Genomic DNA, 15,443 nt, shown 5'->3' on the forward strand with positions numbered 1-15,443 from the left:
CTCAGGCGCCGGGCGCGCTCGTCCGCGCGCTTGGCTTTGGAACGCTGAAGCGTTCCGCCGCGCCTGTTCGGCGCGGATTCTGCCAGGGCATGGCGTTGCTTGAACTGGTGTTCTGGTCGGGCGGTCGGTGTCAGCCGGCCGGCTTCAGCATGTAGTCCACGCCCGCCCGCGCCGCGACGTCACGCACATGCTGCACCAGGCTCTCCGGCATCGGGATGCCCTCGACCAGCCGCTTGGCGCGGGACGCCTCCTCCGGTTCGCCCGGCACGAGCACGGGCTTGGCGGCGTCGGCCGGGCGTGTGCCGTGCAGCACGTCAATCACGGCATCGAGGTCAGTCTCATAGCCCTCGATGTCCCGGAAGGCGCGCGGGTCCACCGCCAGCATGAAGTGGCCGATATTGTTCGGGTCATCCGGCTTCTGCGTGCGGTTGCGGATCGGCGAGAAGCTGGCGCCCACCAGCGTGCCGCCCAGGATGTGGGCCATCAGCGCCAGGCCGTAGCCCTTGTGCCCGCCGAGTGATTCCGGGCCGCCCACCGGCGTGATGCCGCCCTCCCTGTGCTTGAACACATAGTCGTTGGCGACGTGGCTGTCGGTGACGGGTTTCCCCTCGCCATCCTGCACCCAGCCCTCCGGGATCGGCTTGTCGTTCAGGTGATAGACCTTGACCTTGTTGCCCGCGACCGTCGTCGTCGCCATGTCGAGCACCACGGGCTTGTGCCGGCCTGCGGGGGCCGCGAAGGCGATGGGGTTGGTGCCGAGCACGGGTTCCGCCGCGCGCGTCGGCACCATCAGGATGCCACGCGTGGAGGAGGTGACGAGGCCGATCAGCCCGGCATCGGACGCGATCCGCGCATAGCAGCCGGCCGCGCCGAAATGATGGCTGTTCACGACGCCGACGGCGCCGATGCCGAAGGCGCGCGCCTTCTCGACGGCGAGCTTCATGCCCATGAAGGCGGCGGGGTGGCCCAGGCCATCCGCGCCATCCACCATCGCCGTCGCCGCGAAATCGCGCACCACGCGCGGCTCTCCCGCGATGCGGAGCTGGCCGCGCTTGAGCAGATCCTCATAGGCCATGAGCATCGAGATGCCGTGGCTGTCCACGCCCGTCAGGTCGGTCTCGACCATGATGTCGGCGGTGGTCTCGGCGAGGTGCGGCGGGCTGCCCCAGGCCTCCAGGATGGCGAGGATCTGGGCGCGGATGGAGTCGTGGGTCGCGTGCAGCATGGCTCAATCCACCGTGGCCCCGGTGGCCCGCACGATGGGCACCCATTTCTCGATCTCCGCGGCGATGAAGGCGCGGGTGCGGGTGGGCGTCATGTTCTCGGGGATGGTGTTGCCCAGCGCCAGGATGCGCTCACGCACGGGGCCTGCAGCCAGCTGTGCCGCGATCTGCTGCTGCAGGAATTCCAGGATCACGGGCGGCGTGCCGATGGCGCTGGACCACGGTGTCCAGGTCGTCGCCTGGAAGCCGGGGAAGCCTGCCTCGGCCGCCGTCGGCACGTCGGGCAGCATCGGCGAGCGCGTGTTGGTGCCGATGGCCAGGCCGTTCACCGTGCCCGCGCGCACATGCTGCTCGACGAAGGAGATGGTGTCGGTCTGGAACTGGAGGCGCCCGGCGGAGAGATCCGCGAAGGACGCCGCGGAGCCCCGATAGGGAATGTGCTGCGCCGTCACCCCCATCTGGCTCAGCAGCAGCGCCGAGGCGATGTGCCCCGTGGTGCCATTGCCCGAGGAGCCGAAGGTGTAATGGTTCGGCCGCGCCCGCAGCGCGCGCTGCATGTCGGCCAGGCTGCGCCAGCCGGTGGAGGGATGCACCATCACCACCATGGCGCTTTCCGAGCTGATGGTGATGTGATCGAGACCCGCCAGTGGATGCACCGGCAGGTTGCGATAGAGCCCCACATTCAGCGCATGCGAGCCGAGCGCGCCGACCAGCAGCGTGTAGCCATCGGCGGGCGCGCGCCCCACCGTCTCCATCGCCACCACGCCGCCGCCGGAGGGGCGGTTCTCCACGATGAATTGCTGGCCCAGCGCGTTGCTGAGCGCGGTGGAGACAAGGCGCGCGTTGATGTCCGCATTGCCGCCGGGCGCGAGGGCCACGACGACGCGCACCGGGCGGTTCGGGTAATCCGTGCCCGGGGCGCGGGGTTGGGCCAGGGCCGGCGTCGCCAGCAGAAGCAGCAGGCTGAGTGCGCGAAGCATGGGGCGTTTCCTCAACGATATGGGGAGGCTGATTCTCGCTTCTGGTGGAGCCGCCAGAAGCGATCAGGCTCCTATGCGATCGAATGCCGCAGCGTGCCGATGCCCGAGACGCTGAGCGCCAGGGCATCGCCGCTCTGCAGGTAGCGGGGCGGGTTGCGGAAATGGCCGGAGCCGGAGGGTGTGCCGGTGGCGATAATGTCGCCCGTCTCCAGCCGCATGAAGCGGCTGATATAGGCAATCAGGGCGGGCACGGAGAAGATCAGCTCCCGTGTGTTGCCATGCTGCACGCTTTCGCCGTTCAGCGTGCAATCCACATCCAGCGCCCATGGCTCCCCCAGCTCATCGGCGGTGACGATCCAGGGGCCGATCGGGCAGAATTGCGAGAGGCCCTTGGCGAAGCTGGTCATGGCGAGCGGCTGGTCGAACTGGAATTCGCGGGCCGAGATGTCGTTCAGGATGGTGTAGCCGGCGACGTGATCCAGCGCCACGCGCTCCTCCACCTCATAGGCGGGTGCGCCGATGATGACGGCGAGCTCCGCCTCCCAATCCGGCTTGGTGACGGCGCGCGGGATCAGCACCGCCGTGCCCGGGCCGCAGACCGAGGAGGTCGGCTTGAGGAAGAGCTTGGGCGCCTCCAGCTTCGGCCCGCCCACCTCGTTCGCATGCGCGCCGTAATTCCGGCCGACGCCGATGATCTTGCCCGGGCGCAGCGGGGCTTCCAGCAGCGCCTCGTCCAGCTTGAGGCGCAGCGCGGCATTCTCCGGGCGGGCGGCGAAGGCGATGGCGCGGGCGGCCTCGACCGTCGCGGCCTCATCGGCCAGCAGCGCGGTCATCTCGCCCGGCAGCGCGCCGCCGCCGGCGGCGCGCAGGGCGTCGGCCAGCGGCACCAGCGCATCGGGCAGCACGCCGGCCAGCCGGCCATCCTTCAGGGTCGCGAGCCTCATGCCGCGAGCGCCGCGTAGTCGAGGCTCGCCATCACCTGGGCGCGCAGGATGAAGCGCGGCTCATCGGGCCCATAATCGGCGCGGGCATTGTGGGTGGTGCCGATATTGTCCCACATCAGCACGTCGCCAGGACTCCAGGCGTGGCTGTGCAGGTATTTCGCCTGCGACTGGTGGCGGAAGAGATAGTCGAGCAGCGCGTCGCTCTCGGCCTTGTCCAGCCCTTCGATCTCCATCGCGTAGCCCGGGTTGCAATAGAGCACGCGCCGCCCGGTGATGGGGTGCGTGCGGAAGATGGGCTGGCGGACGGGCGGCTTCTTCGCGCGCTGCTCGGGCGTCAGCGGGCCGCGGATGGAGCCGGGGCGGATGCGCATCATGTCCCAGAACTTCTGGAAGTCATGGATGGCGACGCGGCCTTCCAGGCGCTGCTTCACCTCGGCGGGCAAATCCTCATAGGCGGCGTGCATGTTGCGGAACTGCGTGTCGCCGAGCGGACGGCCCTCGCGCTGCGGCACCTCCTTCGCGTGCAGCACGTTCGCGAGCGCGATCTCGGTCGAGTAGCTCATGTCGGTGTGCCAGCCCTGGCCGGCATCGTTCAGGCCCACGGGCTTGCCCGCCGCATCGCGCTTGTTGGAGAGGATCATGATCTCGGGCAGGCCTGGGGCGTGGAACAGGTTGGCCACATTCACCTCCAGCTCGCCGAAGCGGCGCGCATAGGTGGCGAGCTGCGGCGCATCGAGGTCCTGCCCGGGGAAGCAGAGCACGCCGTATTCGCCGAGGGCGCGGAGCACGGCGCGGAAATCCTCCGGCGTCAGCGGCCGGCTCAGATCCAGGTCATGAATGCGCGCGCCGAGGCCCGTATTGTTGGGCACGATCCGCATGGTGTTCCTCCATCTTTGCCGAAACCTTCGGGCCGCATTGCGGGCGCGTCAATCATGCGCGAGCATCCCGGATCATGGACCCAAGACCTCGCATCCTTGTCATCGGCGCCGGCATCGTCGGCCTGTGCTGCGCCTGGTATCTCGCCCGCCAGGGCGCCGAGGTGACGCTGGTGGATCGCGAAGGGCCGGGCGAGGGCACTTCCTCCGGCAATGCGGGCGCGATCTCGGGCGGCTCGGTCGCGCCGCTCGCCATGCCGGGGGTGCTGAAGCAGGTGCCGGGCATGCTGCTGGACCCGAAGGGGGCACTGCATATCCCCACGCGCTACTGGCCCGCCGCCTTCCCCTGGCTCTGGCGCTTCGTGCTGGAGGCGCGGCCCGAGCGCGTGCAGGAGATTGCCGAGGCGCTGGCCGTGCTGCTGCATGGCGCGGAGGAGCGACACCTGGAAATCCTGGCGGCCGAGGGCGCGCTCGACCTCATCACCCACAATGGCCAGCTCTATCTCTACCGGGACGCGCAGCACCTGGCGAAAGATGACGCCGCCTGGACGCTGCGGCGCCAGCATGGGCTCGAGATGCAGGTGCTGGACCGCGCGGGCATCCTCGCGCTGGAGCCCGAGGTGTCGGAGACCTACGGCGTGGCGGTCTTCCTGCCGCGCCAGGGGCATTCGGTGAATCCCCTGCGGCAGGCGCGCGTCATCGCGCGCGGGATCGAGCGGATGGGCGGGCGCATCCTGCGTGGTTCCGTCTCGGCGCTGATCACCGAGGGGCATGGCGTGACCGGCGCCATGGTGGATGGCGCGCCGGTCCTGGCCGATCACGTCGTGCTCGCCGCCGGCGCCTGGTCGGCGAAGCTGCTCGCGCCGCTCGGCATCAAGGTGCCGCTGGAGAGCCAGCGCGGATACCACATCATGCTGCCGAACCCGGGTGTGATGCCGCGCCGGCCCGTGGTGCCGGCCGACCGCAAGGCCTTCATCACCCCGATGGAGGAGGGGCTGCGCATCGCGGGCACGGTCGAGTTCGGCGGCACCGAGGCGCCGCCCAACCCGGCCCGCGCGGCGATGCTGCTGGAGGATCTGGCGAAGGTCTATCCGCAGGCCGACACGCGTGACGCCAAGCCGCATTGGATGGGCCATCGCCCCTGCCTGCCGGACAGCCTGCCGGTGGTGGGGCCGGTCGCGGCATGGCCCGGGCTCTGGTGCGCCTTCGGCCACGGGCATCTGGGGCTGACCGGCTCGGCGCCGACCGGCGCGCTGCTGGCGGCCGCCATGCTGGGGCCCAGGCCCAATGCCGACCTGACACCCTTCGGCGTCGAGCGTTTCGCGTGAGCGCCGCCGCCCGGCCCAGCTCGGGCGAGCTGGCCAAGCGCATCCTGGCGCTGGCCGCGCCGACGACGCTGCTCTCGGCGCTGCAGGTGGTGGCGCTGCTGATCGAGACCTGGATCGCGGCGCGGCTCGGGCGTTCGGCGCTTGCGGGCTGGGCGGTCGTGCTGCCCTTCGCGCTGCTGCTGGGCCAGATGTCGGCCGGTGCCATGGGCGGCGGCGTGGTGAGCGCCATCGCGCGCGCGCTGGGGGCGAAGAAGCCGGAAGAGGCCTCCGCACTCGCGGTGCATGCGTTGCTCATCGCGCTCGGCTTCGCGGCGATGTTCGTGATCCTGCTGGCGGGCTTCCCCTGGACGCTGCTGGGTTGGATCGGCGGGCCGGAGGCGGCGGCCGCCGGCGCGCCCTACGCCGCTGTGATGTTCGGCCTCGGCGCCGTGCCGGCCTGGATGGCCAATACGCTGGGCTCCATCCTGCGCGGCGCGGGCAAGCATGCGCTGGCGGCGCGGGTGCTGAACTTCGCCTGGCTCGGCTATCCGGCGCTGGGTTTCCTGCTGGCCGAGACGCTGGGGATGGGGCTGATCGGCCTCGGCCTCGCCTTTGCGCTCTGTTTCTGGGGCGCGGCGGGGGTCATGGCGAAGGTGGTGTTCTCGGGTGCGGCCGGCTTCACGCCGAACCTGCGGGTGAAGCTGCAATGGGCGCTGTTCCGGCGCATCCTGGCCGTCGGCGCCATCGCCTGCACGCTGGCGCTGATCGCGAATCTCGCCACCATCCTGGTCACGGCGCGGCTCGCCTCCTATGGCGCGGCGGTGGTGGCGGCTTACGGCGTCTCGGCGCGGCTCGAGTTCATGATGATCCCGCTTGCCTTCGGCGTTGGTTCGGCGCTGACGGCGCTGGTCGGTCGCGCGGTGGGGCAGGGGGATTGGGAGACGGCGCGGCGCACCGCCTGGGTGGGTGGGCTGATGGCCTTTGGCGTTTGTTCCACGGTGGGGATTTCGGTCGCGGTCCAGCCGCTCTTCTTCGCGAACCTCTTCGCCTCGGATGCCGAGGTGGCGGCGATCGCGGCGCGGGCGCTCACCTTCATCGGGCCGGCCTTCGGCGGCTTCGGCCTCGGCATGGCGATGTATTTCGCGGCGATGGGCGCGGGGCGGATGGGCTACCCGATCCTGGCCGGCGTCTCGCGACTCGGCATCGCGGTGGGCGGCGGCTGGCTCTTGGGCGATGTGCTGGGCCTCGGCATGGACGGGCAGTTCCTGGCCGTGGCGCTCGGCGTCACCGCCTATGGCGTGCTGGCGGCGGTGGCGGTGCGGGCCAGCGTCTGGGGGCCGCGCTCATAGCCGTGCCTCGAAGGTGACGCCGCCGCGGCGGAGCGCGCCCGCGAGGTGGATCAACGCCGGCATGGCGCGATAGGCGCCGAGCGGCGGGGCGAGCCGGTGCAGCAGGCCGAGGCCCATGCTGCGCCGGCCTTGCTGCACGGCGGCAATGGCCAGCAGCAGCGCGGATTCCGCGGGATTGATGCTGGGGCAGAGCGGGCAGCACATCTGCAGGCCGGGCAGCGCGCGCAGCAGCGGGTCGAGCCTGAGCGCGGCACCTTCCACGCCGGCGGCGGCCAGGACCAGCGCGGCCTCGCCCACCGGGCCGGCGGGGCCGGGGCCGGCCCAGGCGCGGGCGGCGTCCAGCAGCAGGCGCTCGGGCTCGGGCAGGTTGTCCGGGCTGTCATTGAGGTGGGGCCAGGTGGGAAGGCCGCGAGTCGCCATGGGCAGGTTCTCCGTGCTGCGAGGAGTATGCTGCAAATGAGAATGATTCGCAAATAGGGAGTGACGTTGCCTCGGGAGAATCCGGCCGCCCCGCGGCCGGCGCCGCCCAACCGCGCTGCGGGCCCAGCACACCCGTGGCGCGGCGAAGCCAAGCGCGCGGCGCGCGCGCCCGGCGTTTGAGGGCATCATCAATGAAAATCCCTGCTCGGCTGCCGCAGCGCCTCCTTCCTTTTCACCCGCGGATCGGGCGAGAGGTTGGGCCGCAGCACCTCATCCGCATGGGCGATGCCGCGCGCCCAGGTGTCGCCGTCCAGCTCATGCAGCCCGTGCAGCAGGGCCGAGTGGTCCTCCAGCTTGCGGACCAGCAGGTGCAGGATGGGCACATGCGCCTCGGTGCGTTCGAGGCGCCCTTCGGCGATGACCAGGCGCGCCGCCACCACCTCGCGCCGGAAGCGCTGCGAGATGTCGGGGAAGAGGACGAGGTTGGCCGTGCCGTGCTCATCCTCGATGGTGAAGAACATCACGCCCTTCGCACTCCCCGGCCGCTGCCGCACGAGGACGAGGCCCGCCACGCGCAGCCATTTCCCCTGCCGCGCCTGCGCATAATCCCGCGTGCTGACGGCGCCCCGCCGTGCAAGCTCGCCGCGCAGCAGCGCCAGCGGATGCGGCCCAAGGGTCAGGCCCGTGCCGGCGTAATCCAGCACCACGCGCTCGCCCGCCGTGGCCAGCGGGAGTTGCGGCGCGGCCTCGGTGATCGGGGCGGCGAGGGCGGTCGCGTGCTCCACCGCCGCCGCCTCCCACAGCGCCGCGCGGCGATCGAGGCCGAGGCCGCGCAGCGCATCCGCCTCGGCCAGGCGTTCCACCGCGCCGCGATCCAGCGCCGCGCGGCGCACCATGTCGCGGAAATCGGCGAAGGGACGCGCCTCCGTGATGCGCTGCGCCACCTTGTCCGAGAGGCCCGTCACGAGGCGCAGGCCTAAACGCAGATCGCCCTCCGCCCGATGATCCGAGGGCACAGCCCGAGGGTCTGAATCGGCCGGGTCAGCATCCTCCAGCGTGCAGTCCCACTCGCTCACCGTCACATCCACCGGCCGCACCCGCACGCCATGCTCGCGCGCATCGCGGATGATCTGCGCGGGCGCGTAGAAGCCCATGGGCTGGCTGTTCAGCAATGCGGCCGCGAAGGCCGCCGGGTGGTGGCATTTCAGCCAGGCCGAGATGTAGACGAGCTGCGCGAAGCTCGCCGCATGGCTCTCCGGAAAGCCATAGGTGCCGAAGCCTTCGAGCTGGCGGAAGCAGCGTTCGGCGAAGCCCGGGTCGTAGCCGTTCCGCGCCATGCCTTCGAGGAATTCGGCGCGGAATTGCGGAAGCTGGCCGTTGCGCTTGAAGGTCGCCATGGCGCGCCGCAACTGGTCCGCGCGTGTCGCGGAAAAGCCCGCCCCCACGATCGCGATCTTCATCGCCTGTTCCTGGAAGAGCGGCACGCCGAGCGTCTTGCCCAGCACCTCCTCCAGCCCCGGCGGCACCTCCACCGGCTCCTCGCCATTCCGCCGCCGCAGATAGGGATGCACCATGTCGCCCTGGATCGGCCCTGGCCTGACGATCGCGACCTCGATCACCAGGTCGTAGAATTCGCGTGGGCGCAGGCGCGGCAGCATGTTCATCTGCGCCCGGCTCTCCACCTGGAAGACACCGAGGCTGTCCGCCCGGCTCAGCATCTCATAGGTGGCGGGGTCATCCTGCGGGATGTCCGTCAGCGCGGACTTGCCGATCAGCGCCAGCGCGCGCCGGATGCAGCTCAGCATGCCGAGGCCCAGCACATCCACCTTCAGCATGCGCAGCGCCTCGATGTCGTCCTTGTCCCATTCGATGGTGTGGCGGTTCTCCATCGCCGCGCGGGTGACGATGCAAAGCTCGGTCAGCGGCCCGCGCGTGATGACGAAGCCGCCGACATGCGTGGCCAGGTGGCGCGGGAAATCCTGGATCTCATCGGCCAATTCGCAGGCGAGCTTGAGGCGCGGGTCTTCCGCGTCCAGCCCATGCTCGGCGGCGATCTCCTCCCAGCTCGCATCGCCCGCGCCCCAGACGGCCTTGGCCAGCGGCGCCGTGACCTCCTCGCCGAGGCCCAGCGCCTTGCCCACCTCGCGGATCGCGCTGCGCTCGCGGAAGCGGATGACGGTGGCGGCGATGGCGGCGCGATGCCGGCCGTAGCGCTCATAGATGTGCTGGATCACCTCCTCGCGCCGCTCATGCTCGAAATCCACGTCGATGTCGGGCGGCTCGTCCCGCGCCTCGCTGATGAAGCGCTCGAAGAGCAGGTCATGCTTGTCGGGCGGCACGGCGGTGATGCCGAGCGCGTAGCACACCGCCGAATTGGCGGCCGAGCCGCGCCCCTGGCAGAGGATGTCCTTCGAACGGGCGTAGCGCACGATCTCGTGCACCGTCAGGAAATAGGGCGCGTAGTTCAGCTTGCCGATCAGCGCGAGTTCATGCGCGATCTGCCGCGCGACCTTCGGCGGCACGCCTTCGGGCCAGATGTGGCTTGTCGCTTCCGCCACGCGGGCTTCCAGCGTCTGCTGCGGCGTGCGGCCGGGGTCGAGGATCTCGTCCGGGTATTCATAGGCGAGTTCGCGCAGCGAAAACCGTGCCACCTCCGCCAGCTCGGCCACGCGGTCCAGCGCCCCGTCATGGCCCTGGAAGAGGCGGCGCAGCTCGGCCTCGGGCTTGAGGCAGGCTTCGGCATTGGGCTCGGCGTCGAGGCCGAGTTCGTCCACGGTGCGGCCGAGGCGGATGGCGGTCAGCACATCGGCGAGGCGCCGCCGTTGCGGCGTGTGGTAGCGCACGCCGCCGGCCACGATCAGCCGCGCCCCCATCGCCGCCAGCGCATCGAGCCGCGCGCGCTCATCCCCGGTGGCGCGGTGGTGGACGGCCACCATCAGCGGCATCGCCAGCGCGCGGCCGAACTCCGCCGCATCGCGCCTGAGCCGCGTGGCGAAACCCATGCCGGGCTTGCGGGGGGCGATGAGCGCCAGCGCCTGACCGGGGCTGGCCGCCAGCAGCGCCTCGCGCGTCAGCGGGCATTCCCCCTTGGGCGCTTCCATCCGCGCGGCCGAGAGCATGGAAGTCAGCCGCCCATAGGCGGCGCGGTCGCTGGGCCAGGCCAGGTATTCGCAGCCATCCAGCAGGGTGAGCCGCACGCCGAGCAGGTAGCGCAGCCCCGCCTGCTCGGCCGCGACCATGGCCTGCACGCTGCCGGCGAAGCCCTGCCGGTCCGCCACGCCGATCAGGGAATGGCCGAGGCGCTGCGCCGTCTCGACCAGCTCGCGCGCATGCGACGCCCCCTCCAGAAAGGAGAAGTTGGAGAAGGCGGCAGGCTCGCCGAAGGAATATGCCATGTCCTCAAACGCCGGGCGCCGGCTCCGCCGGCTTGGCTTCGGAACGCTGAAGCGTTCCGCCGCGCCTATTCGGCGCGGATACGCGAAGGGCAGCGCAGGTTTTGGAAGCTTGGCGCTCCTTCCGAGGATCCGGCCGCGCATGCGGCCGGCGCCGCCCAACCGCCCTCCTGGCCCGGCACGACCGTGGCGCGGCGAAGCCAAGCGCGCGGAGCGCGCGCCCGGCGCTTGAGGGCCTAAACAAAATTTCCATGCAGGTACCACCGGGCATCCGGCGCGCCGGGGGCGCCGCTGCGGCAGACCCACCAGCGGGCGCCGCCCTGGGTCTCCACCAGGTAATAATCGCGCGGCCGGGCGGCGTGGCCGTTCCACCATTCGGGCTCCAGCCGCTCCGGCCCCATGGCGCGCAGGATGCGATGGCTCTGCCGCCCCAGCCGGAGCAGGGAAGGGGGCGCATCGGGCAGGAGCGCCACCGCCTCCAGCGGCAGGGGGCGGCGCAGCAGACGCACCGGGCGCGCGGCCGGCAGAAAATGCGAGGGCTTGGCGAAAGGGCTGACGCGGCGCAGCGCGCGCTCGGGCCAATGCGAGGCATGGGGTGCCAGCCGCCAGAGCTTCACCCGCTGCCCCAGCCGGTCGAGCAGCGCAGCCAGCTCCTCGGGCGCCGTGTCCTCGCCGGGTAATCCCGCCTGGCGGGGGGCGAGGGCCTCCGTCACCTCGGCGGCCAGGACCAGGCGCTCGAAGCCGAGTTCCGGCCGCAGCTCCTCCACGCGCCGGGCCAGCAGGCGGTGCAGATGGGCGGGCTCGCGGCTCGCCTGGCCGAGGCCCTGGCGGAGTTCCTGCCAGGAACCGTCGCCCCGGAAGGCGGTGAGGCGCAGCACGCGCGCGCCCTCGCCCGCGGCGAGCAGCCCCTCGCAGAGCCGGGCGATCAGCCCGCCGATCGCGCGCTCCAGCCCCGGGGCGGTCACCAAAGGCGAGAGACAGTCCCGCGCCGCCACGTGCTTGGGCGGCGGCCGGATGGGGGTGAAGGGGGCGATGGCGCCGCGCAGCGCCGCCAGTTCCTGGGCGATGGCGGGGCCGAAGCGCCGGGCCAGCGGGCCGCGCGGCTGCGCCTCCAGCGCCGCGAGATCCCGCAGGCCCAGGCGATGCAGGGCGGCGATCACCTCAGGCGGCAAGGCCAGGGCGCTGACCGGCAGGCGCGCCAGGTCGGGCATGGGGTCCAGCACCTGGGAGGGCAGGCCCGCGCGCAGCAGGGCGGCCAGCGCGGCGGGCGCGGCGCCGAGAAGGCCGCGCGCCGGGCGTCCGGCGCGCTCGAAGGCGGCGAGGATGCGGGCGAGCAGGGCGGGCTCGGCTTCGGGCAGGCCGGTGGTTTCGATCAGCAGCCCTGCCTCGCGCCAGAGGCCGACGAGGGGTGAGAAGCGCAGCGCCCAGATGGCGGCGCGCGGGCAAGCGAGGCCCGGCCCGTGCAGCATGAGGAAGCGGCGGGTTCCGGTGGCCTGTTCCGAGGCGGGGGTGAGGGCAGGGGGCGTCGGTGGCCCCGCCTCGAAGAGCGGCAGCCGCGGTGTCCGCGCAGCGCGCCGCCCCGTCATCGGTCCTGTGCCCTTTCGGACAAATGGACATTCCGAGGCCTCGGCCGGAAGTTCTTGAAGGGATTGGGGTCTGGGGCCTTTCGGCCCCAGCCGCCGGAGGCCCTTTTTCGTGCCTCTTTCATGCCCCCAAAGCCCGCTTGTTCGGCGGAGCCGCCCCCATCACCCGCAATTCGCCGCGCAGCGCATCCCATTCCCCCGCCCAGGCCCCCGGCCTGCCGCCCCGCGCCCGCAGCAGCGCAATCTCCCAGGCCGGATCGCCGATCTGATGGGCCGAGCCGCCCTCGCTCGGCCGGGCGGCCAGGCGCCAGCGGGTCAGTGCCGCGGTCGGGCCGGGCGCCTCGTCCTCGCCGCGCAGCAGCAGGCCGATGCCGCCCCCGGTTTCGGCGGCGAGCTGCAGGCGTCGCGCGGCGGTGAGGTCGGGCGTTACATTCATCACCAGGGCCGCGGCGATGGCCGGGCAGCGCAGCCCCTCCTCCGCCGCCCAGAGCGCATCGGCCGGACGGGGCGCGCGCACCAGGATCAGGCCGGCGGCGGAAAGCCCCAGCGTGGCGAGGCCGGGCGGATAGGCATCCGGCTCATCCGCGATCCAGAGGATGGAGCGGCCGGGCAGCGCCGCCTGGGCGCGGGCCAGCAGCAGGGCCGCAAAGCCCATGCCGGCCCCCGGCTCGGCCGCCAGCACCTCATGCAGCCCGGCCAGCGGCAAGCCGCCCCAGGGCAGATAGGCGTCCAGCTCGGGCGAGAGGGGCAGGGTGGCGCGGCCGGTCTCGAGCCCCGGATCAAGGCGCGCGATGCGCGCCCGCAGCCCGGCCAGCAGGCCGGCGCGGTCCATCGCCGCCGCGGCGGGCGGCTCGGGTTCGGTCGGGGAGGGGCGCGGGGAGAGGAGCATGTTGTTCTTGAAATGTTCTAATCCCCCTGGCCCTCGAAGGTCAAGCTTCCGGTCAAGCTGGAAGGTCTTGGAATTCCGGGTCCAGCCGCCATCTCTCAGAAATTGTTAATTTTTATATCGCACCATGAAACGGATCGAACCGCAGGTGCAATATTGCCATGCCGGAAAACATGCGCCGCTTTCTCGGAATGTTCCTGGGCGGCCTGCTGCTCGCAGGCTGCGCCGGCCTGCCGGCCGAGCAGGCGGCGGGAACGCCCGCCGCCCGCGTGGCCCGCGACAGCCTGGCCAGCCTCCAGGCCGGTGGCGTCTCGGTGGGGGCGGCCATCGCGGTGGATGACCGCCACGTCCTGACCAACGCCCATGTCCTGCGCCAGGCCGGCGGCCCGGTCACGCTGCGCCGCGCCGATGGCCTGGCCGAGGCGCCGGCCCGGCTGGTCGCGGCGAGCCCGCGCATGGACCTCGCCGTGCTGCGCATGCCGGAGGGCTTCCTGCGCCCCGCCCCGATCGCCCCTGAATTGCCGGTGGCCGGCGAGGCGGTCTGGGCGCTCGGCCCCGAGGGGCTGGGGCGCGCCTTGGCCGAGGGGCGGGTCGCGCGCCCCTATGTGCAGATGCGCGGATTCGGCCCCGGCTTCACGGCGGGACTGGGCGCGCTGATGGGATTTTCCGGCGGGCCCGTGGTGGATGGCCGGGGGCATGTGATGGGGCTCACCACCGCCCTGCCGCAGCCGGGCGCGGCGCCGCTGCTGGCCGCCATGACCGGCGTGGACCTCGCCGGCCTCGCCGAGGGCGCAAGCCGGCAGGTCTTCATCCTCGACATCCGCGAGGCGATGGCCGAGGCGGAGCGCCTCGGCGTCCCGCTCGCCGCCACCCCGGCGCAGCCGGCGGTGGCCCTGCGCCACCGCCCCTGGCGGGAGGCGGCGGGCTGGGCGGAGGGCCGGCTGGCCGCCTCGCCCCGGCCGTGATCACCGCCCCCCCTCCGGCCGCAAGGCCGGGTCAGCCCCCCTGGATGTCCCAGGGCTTGCGGGCCGTTTCGAGCTGCGCGTCCAGCCGCGTCACGCCGATGTCGCGCAGCAGATGCGGGTCCAGCTCGGCCAATTGACGGCGGGTGTCATAGGCGCGCCAGACGCGGGCCAGCCAGGTCACCCACCCGAAGCTGAGCTTCGGCGTCCCGAACCGCGCGGGAAGCCGCGAGGCGGAGGGGAGGGGGTTGAGCTGGGCGGACATGGTCTTTTCCTTTTGCGAAAGCGCCCCTTGCTTATCCCAGTCATGCAATCATCATTCAAACGACTAATCTTGACGGTGAACATCAATTATTGTGATGTCTTGCCATGAATCTCCCGGCCGGCCTCGACCCCGAACTGCTCCGCAGCTTCGTCCTCATCGCCGAGGGGGAGAGCGTGACCCGCACCGCCGAGAAGATCGGCCGCACCCAATCCGCCGTCTCCATGCAGATGCGCCGCCTGGAGGAGATCCTGGGCGAGGAATTGCTGCGCCGCGGCCATCGCGGCCTGGAGCCGACCTCGAAGGGCGCCTGGCTGCTGGAGCGCGCCCGCACCCTGCTCGCGCTGAACGAGGAGATCATCACCACCTTCCGCGCGCCGGCGCTGACCGGCCAGGTGCGCCTGGGCAGCCCGGATGACTACGCGCTGCAATGGCTGCCCGGGATTCTCGCGCATTTTGGCCGCACCCATCCAGGCATCGAGGTGGATGTGCTCTGCATGAGCTCGGAGGAGCTGGCCCGGCGTCTGGAGCACGGCCATCTCGACCTCGCGCTGCTGACCGAGGGGCACGGCCGCGATGGCGAGGAGGTCTGGCGTGGCCCGCTGCGCTGGGTGGGGCCGCAGGGCAGCACGCTGCACAAGCGCGACCCGCTGCCGCTCGCCGCCGCGCATCCTGGCTGCACCTGGCGCCGCGCGGCGCTGGAGGCGCTGGGCCGCGAGGGCCGGCGTGTGCGCGTCAGCTACAACAGCACCACGCAATCGGGCTGCTTCGCCGTGGCGCTGGCGGGCCTGGCGCTGACCATCTCGACGCCCACGCGCCTGCCGCCCGGCCTGGTCTGGATGGGCGAGCCAGAGGGGCTGCCGCCGCTCGGCGAGATGGGCATCCTGCTGGCCTTGGGCGAGGCGCCGCTCTCGCCCGGCGCGCACGCGCTGGTGGAGGCCATTCGCGCGGGTTTCGCACAAGCTTCTTGAGGCGGCGCGCGGGGCTGTGGTCTGCTCCCTCGGTCACACCGGGGAAGCCAGAATGCGCCGCCGTTCCGCCATCGCCTCCTTGCTTGCAACGCCGGCGCTCGCCACGGGCGCCTGGGCGCAATCCTGGCCCGAGCGGCCGGTCCGCATCATCATTCCCTTCCCGCCCGGCGGCTCGAACGACACGGTGGCGCGCATCCTGCAGCCGCGCCTGCAGGAGATCCTCGGCCGGCCCGTGGTGGTGGACAACCGGGCCGGCGCCTCGGGCTCCGTCGCCTCCACCGAGACGGCG

Annotated in this window: 14 protein-coding genes (1 of these 14 only partly in view); 5 read left to right on the forward strand and 9 right to left on the reverse strand. The window is 71.8% G+C overall.

Annotated features, from left to right (window positions below; translation table 11 throughout):
* Positions 1–130: 130 nt before the first annotated feature.
* The 4 genes from ACQ860_RS22370 to ACQ860_RS22385 all read right to left on the reverse strand — a co-directional run bounded on the left by ACQ860_RS22370 (position 131) and on the right by ACQ860_RS22385 (position 4,025).
* Positions 131–1,225 (reverse strand): Ldh family oxidoreductase, encoded by a 1,095-nt coding sequence (locus ACQ860_RS22370; protein ID WP_431305511.1) that lies wholly within the window; start codon positions 1,223–1,225, stop codon positions 131–133.
* Positions 1,226–1,228: 3 nt separating this feature from the next.
* Positions 1,229–2,203: a Bug family tripartite tricarboxylate transporter substrate binding protein gene (locus ACQ860_RS22375; RefSeq protein WP_431305512.1), complete on the reverse strand. Its 975-nt coding sequence runs from the start codon at positions 2,201–2,203 to the stop codon at positions 1,229–1,231.
* Positions 2,204–2,274: 71 nt separating this feature from the next.
* Positions 2,275–3,147, reverse strand: a complete 873-nt coding sequence (locus tag ACQ860_RS22380) for a fumarylacetoacetate hydrolase family protein (RefSeq protein ID WP_431305513.1) — start codon at positions 3,145–3,147, stop codon at positions 2,275–2,277.
* Positions 3,144–4,025, reverse strand: a complete 882-nt coding sequence (locus ACQ860_RS22385; protein WP_431305514.1) for a TauD/TfdA dioxygenase family protein — start codon at positions 4,023–4,025, stop codon at positions 3,144–3,146. Before ACQ860_RS22385 ends, ACQ860_RS22380 begins: the two co-directional genes overlap by 4 nt.
* A 74-nt stretch (positions 4,026–4,099) precedes the next feature.
* Between ACQ860_RS22385 and ACQ860_RS22390 the strand changes: the two genes are divergently transcribed.
* Together ACQ860_RS22390 and ACQ860_RS22395 are read left to right on the forward strand one after the other, a co-directional pair.
* The gene (locus ACQ860_RS22390; protein WP_431305515.1) at positions 4,100–5,350 is read left to right on the forward strand and encodes an NAD(P)/FAD-dependent oxidoreductase; all 1,251 of its coding nucleotides are present in this window, start codon (positions 4,100–4,102) and stop codon (positions 5,348–5,350) included.
* On the forward strand, positions 5,347–6,678 hold the full coding sequence (locus ACQ860_RS22395) for an MATE family efflux transporter (protein ID WP_431305516.1): 1,332 nt from the start codon (positions 5,347–5,349) through the stop codon (positions 6,676–6,678). Before ACQ860_RS22390 ends, ACQ860_RS22395 begins: the two co-directional genes overlap by 4 nt.
* Here ACQ860_RS22395 and ACQ860_RS22400 read toward each other — a convergent pair.
* The 4 genes from ACQ860_RS22400 to ACQ860_RS22415 form a co-directional block, all read right to left on the reverse strand.
* A complete protein-coding gene (locus ACQ860_RS22400; protein WP_431305517.1) occupies positions 6,673–7,098 on the reverse strand; it encodes a hypothetical protein in 426 nt (141 codons plus the stop codon). The two genes, ACQ860_RS22395 and ACQ860_RS22400, sit on opposite strands and share 6 nt — an antisense overlap.
* A 188-nt stretch (positions 7,099–7,286) precedes the next feature.
* Entirely contained in the window at positions 7,287–10,493 is a 3,207-nt protein-coding gene (locus tag ACQ860_RS22405) for an error-prone DNA polymerase (RefSeq protein WP_431305518.1), read from the reverse strand.
* A gap of 233 nt (positions 10,494–10,726) precedes the next feature.
* Positions 10,727–12,076 carry a hypothetical protein gene (locus ACQ860_RS22410; protein ID WP_431305519.1) on the reverse strand — a complete coding sequence of 450 codons (1,350 nt, stop codon included), beginning with the start codon at positions 12,074–12,076 and terminating at the stop codon, positions 10,727–10,729.
* A 118-nt stretch (positions 12,077–12,194) separates the two neighbouring features.
* A complete protein-coding gene (locus ACQ860_RS22415) occupies positions 12,195–12,962 on the reverse strand; it encodes an ImuA family protein (RefSeq protein WP_431305520.1) in 768 nt (255 codons plus the stop codon).
* 170 nt (positions 12,963–13,132) lie between these two features.
* Here ACQ860_RS22415 and ACQ860_RS22420 point away from each other — a divergent pair, with 170 nt between their 5' ends.
* Positions 13,133–13,924: a trypsin-like peptidase domain-containing protein gene (locus ACQ860_RS22420; RefSeq protein WP_431305521.1), complete on the forward strand. Its 792-nt coding sequence runs from the start codon at positions 13,133–13,135 to the stop codon at positions 13,922–13,924.
* 31 nt (positions 13,925–13,955) lie between these two features.
* Here the strand turns inward: ACQ860_RS22420 and ACQ860_RS22425 are convergent, their stop codons facing one another.
* Positions 13,956–14,186, reverse strand: coding sequence for a DUF1127 domain-containing protein (locus ACQ860_RS22425; protein ID WP_431305522.1), 231 nt, complete (start codon positions 14,184–14,186; stop codon positions 13,956–13,958).
* 104 nt (positions 14,187–14,290) lie between these two features.
* Between ACQ860_RS22425 and ACQ860_RS22430 the strand changes: the two genes are divergently transcribed.
* Together ACQ860_RS22430 and ACQ860_RS22435 are read left to right on the forward strand one after the other, a co-directional pair.
* Positions 14,291–15,154 (forward strand): LysR family transcriptional regulator, encoded by an 864-nt coding sequence (locus ACQ860_RS22430; protein ID WP_431305523.1) that lies wholly within the window; start codon positions 14,291–14,293, stop codon positions 15,152–15,154.
* Between the two features lie 52 nt (positions 15,155–15,206).
* Positions 15,207–15,443, forward strand: partial view of a Bug family tripartite tricarboxylate transporter substrate binding protein gene (locus ACQ860_RS22435; protein WP_431305524.1) — the start only. It continues 729 nt past the right edge of the window; 237 of the gene's 966 nt are visible here — the first part of the coding sequence; it begins with the start codon at positions 15,207–15,209; the stop codon falls past the right edge of the window.

It is taken from the genome of Sediminicoccus sp. BL-A-41-H5, assembly GCF_050632405.1.
Taxonomy (GTDB): Bacteria; Pseudomonadota; Alphaproteobacteria; order Acetobacterales; family Acetobacteraceae; genus Roseococcus.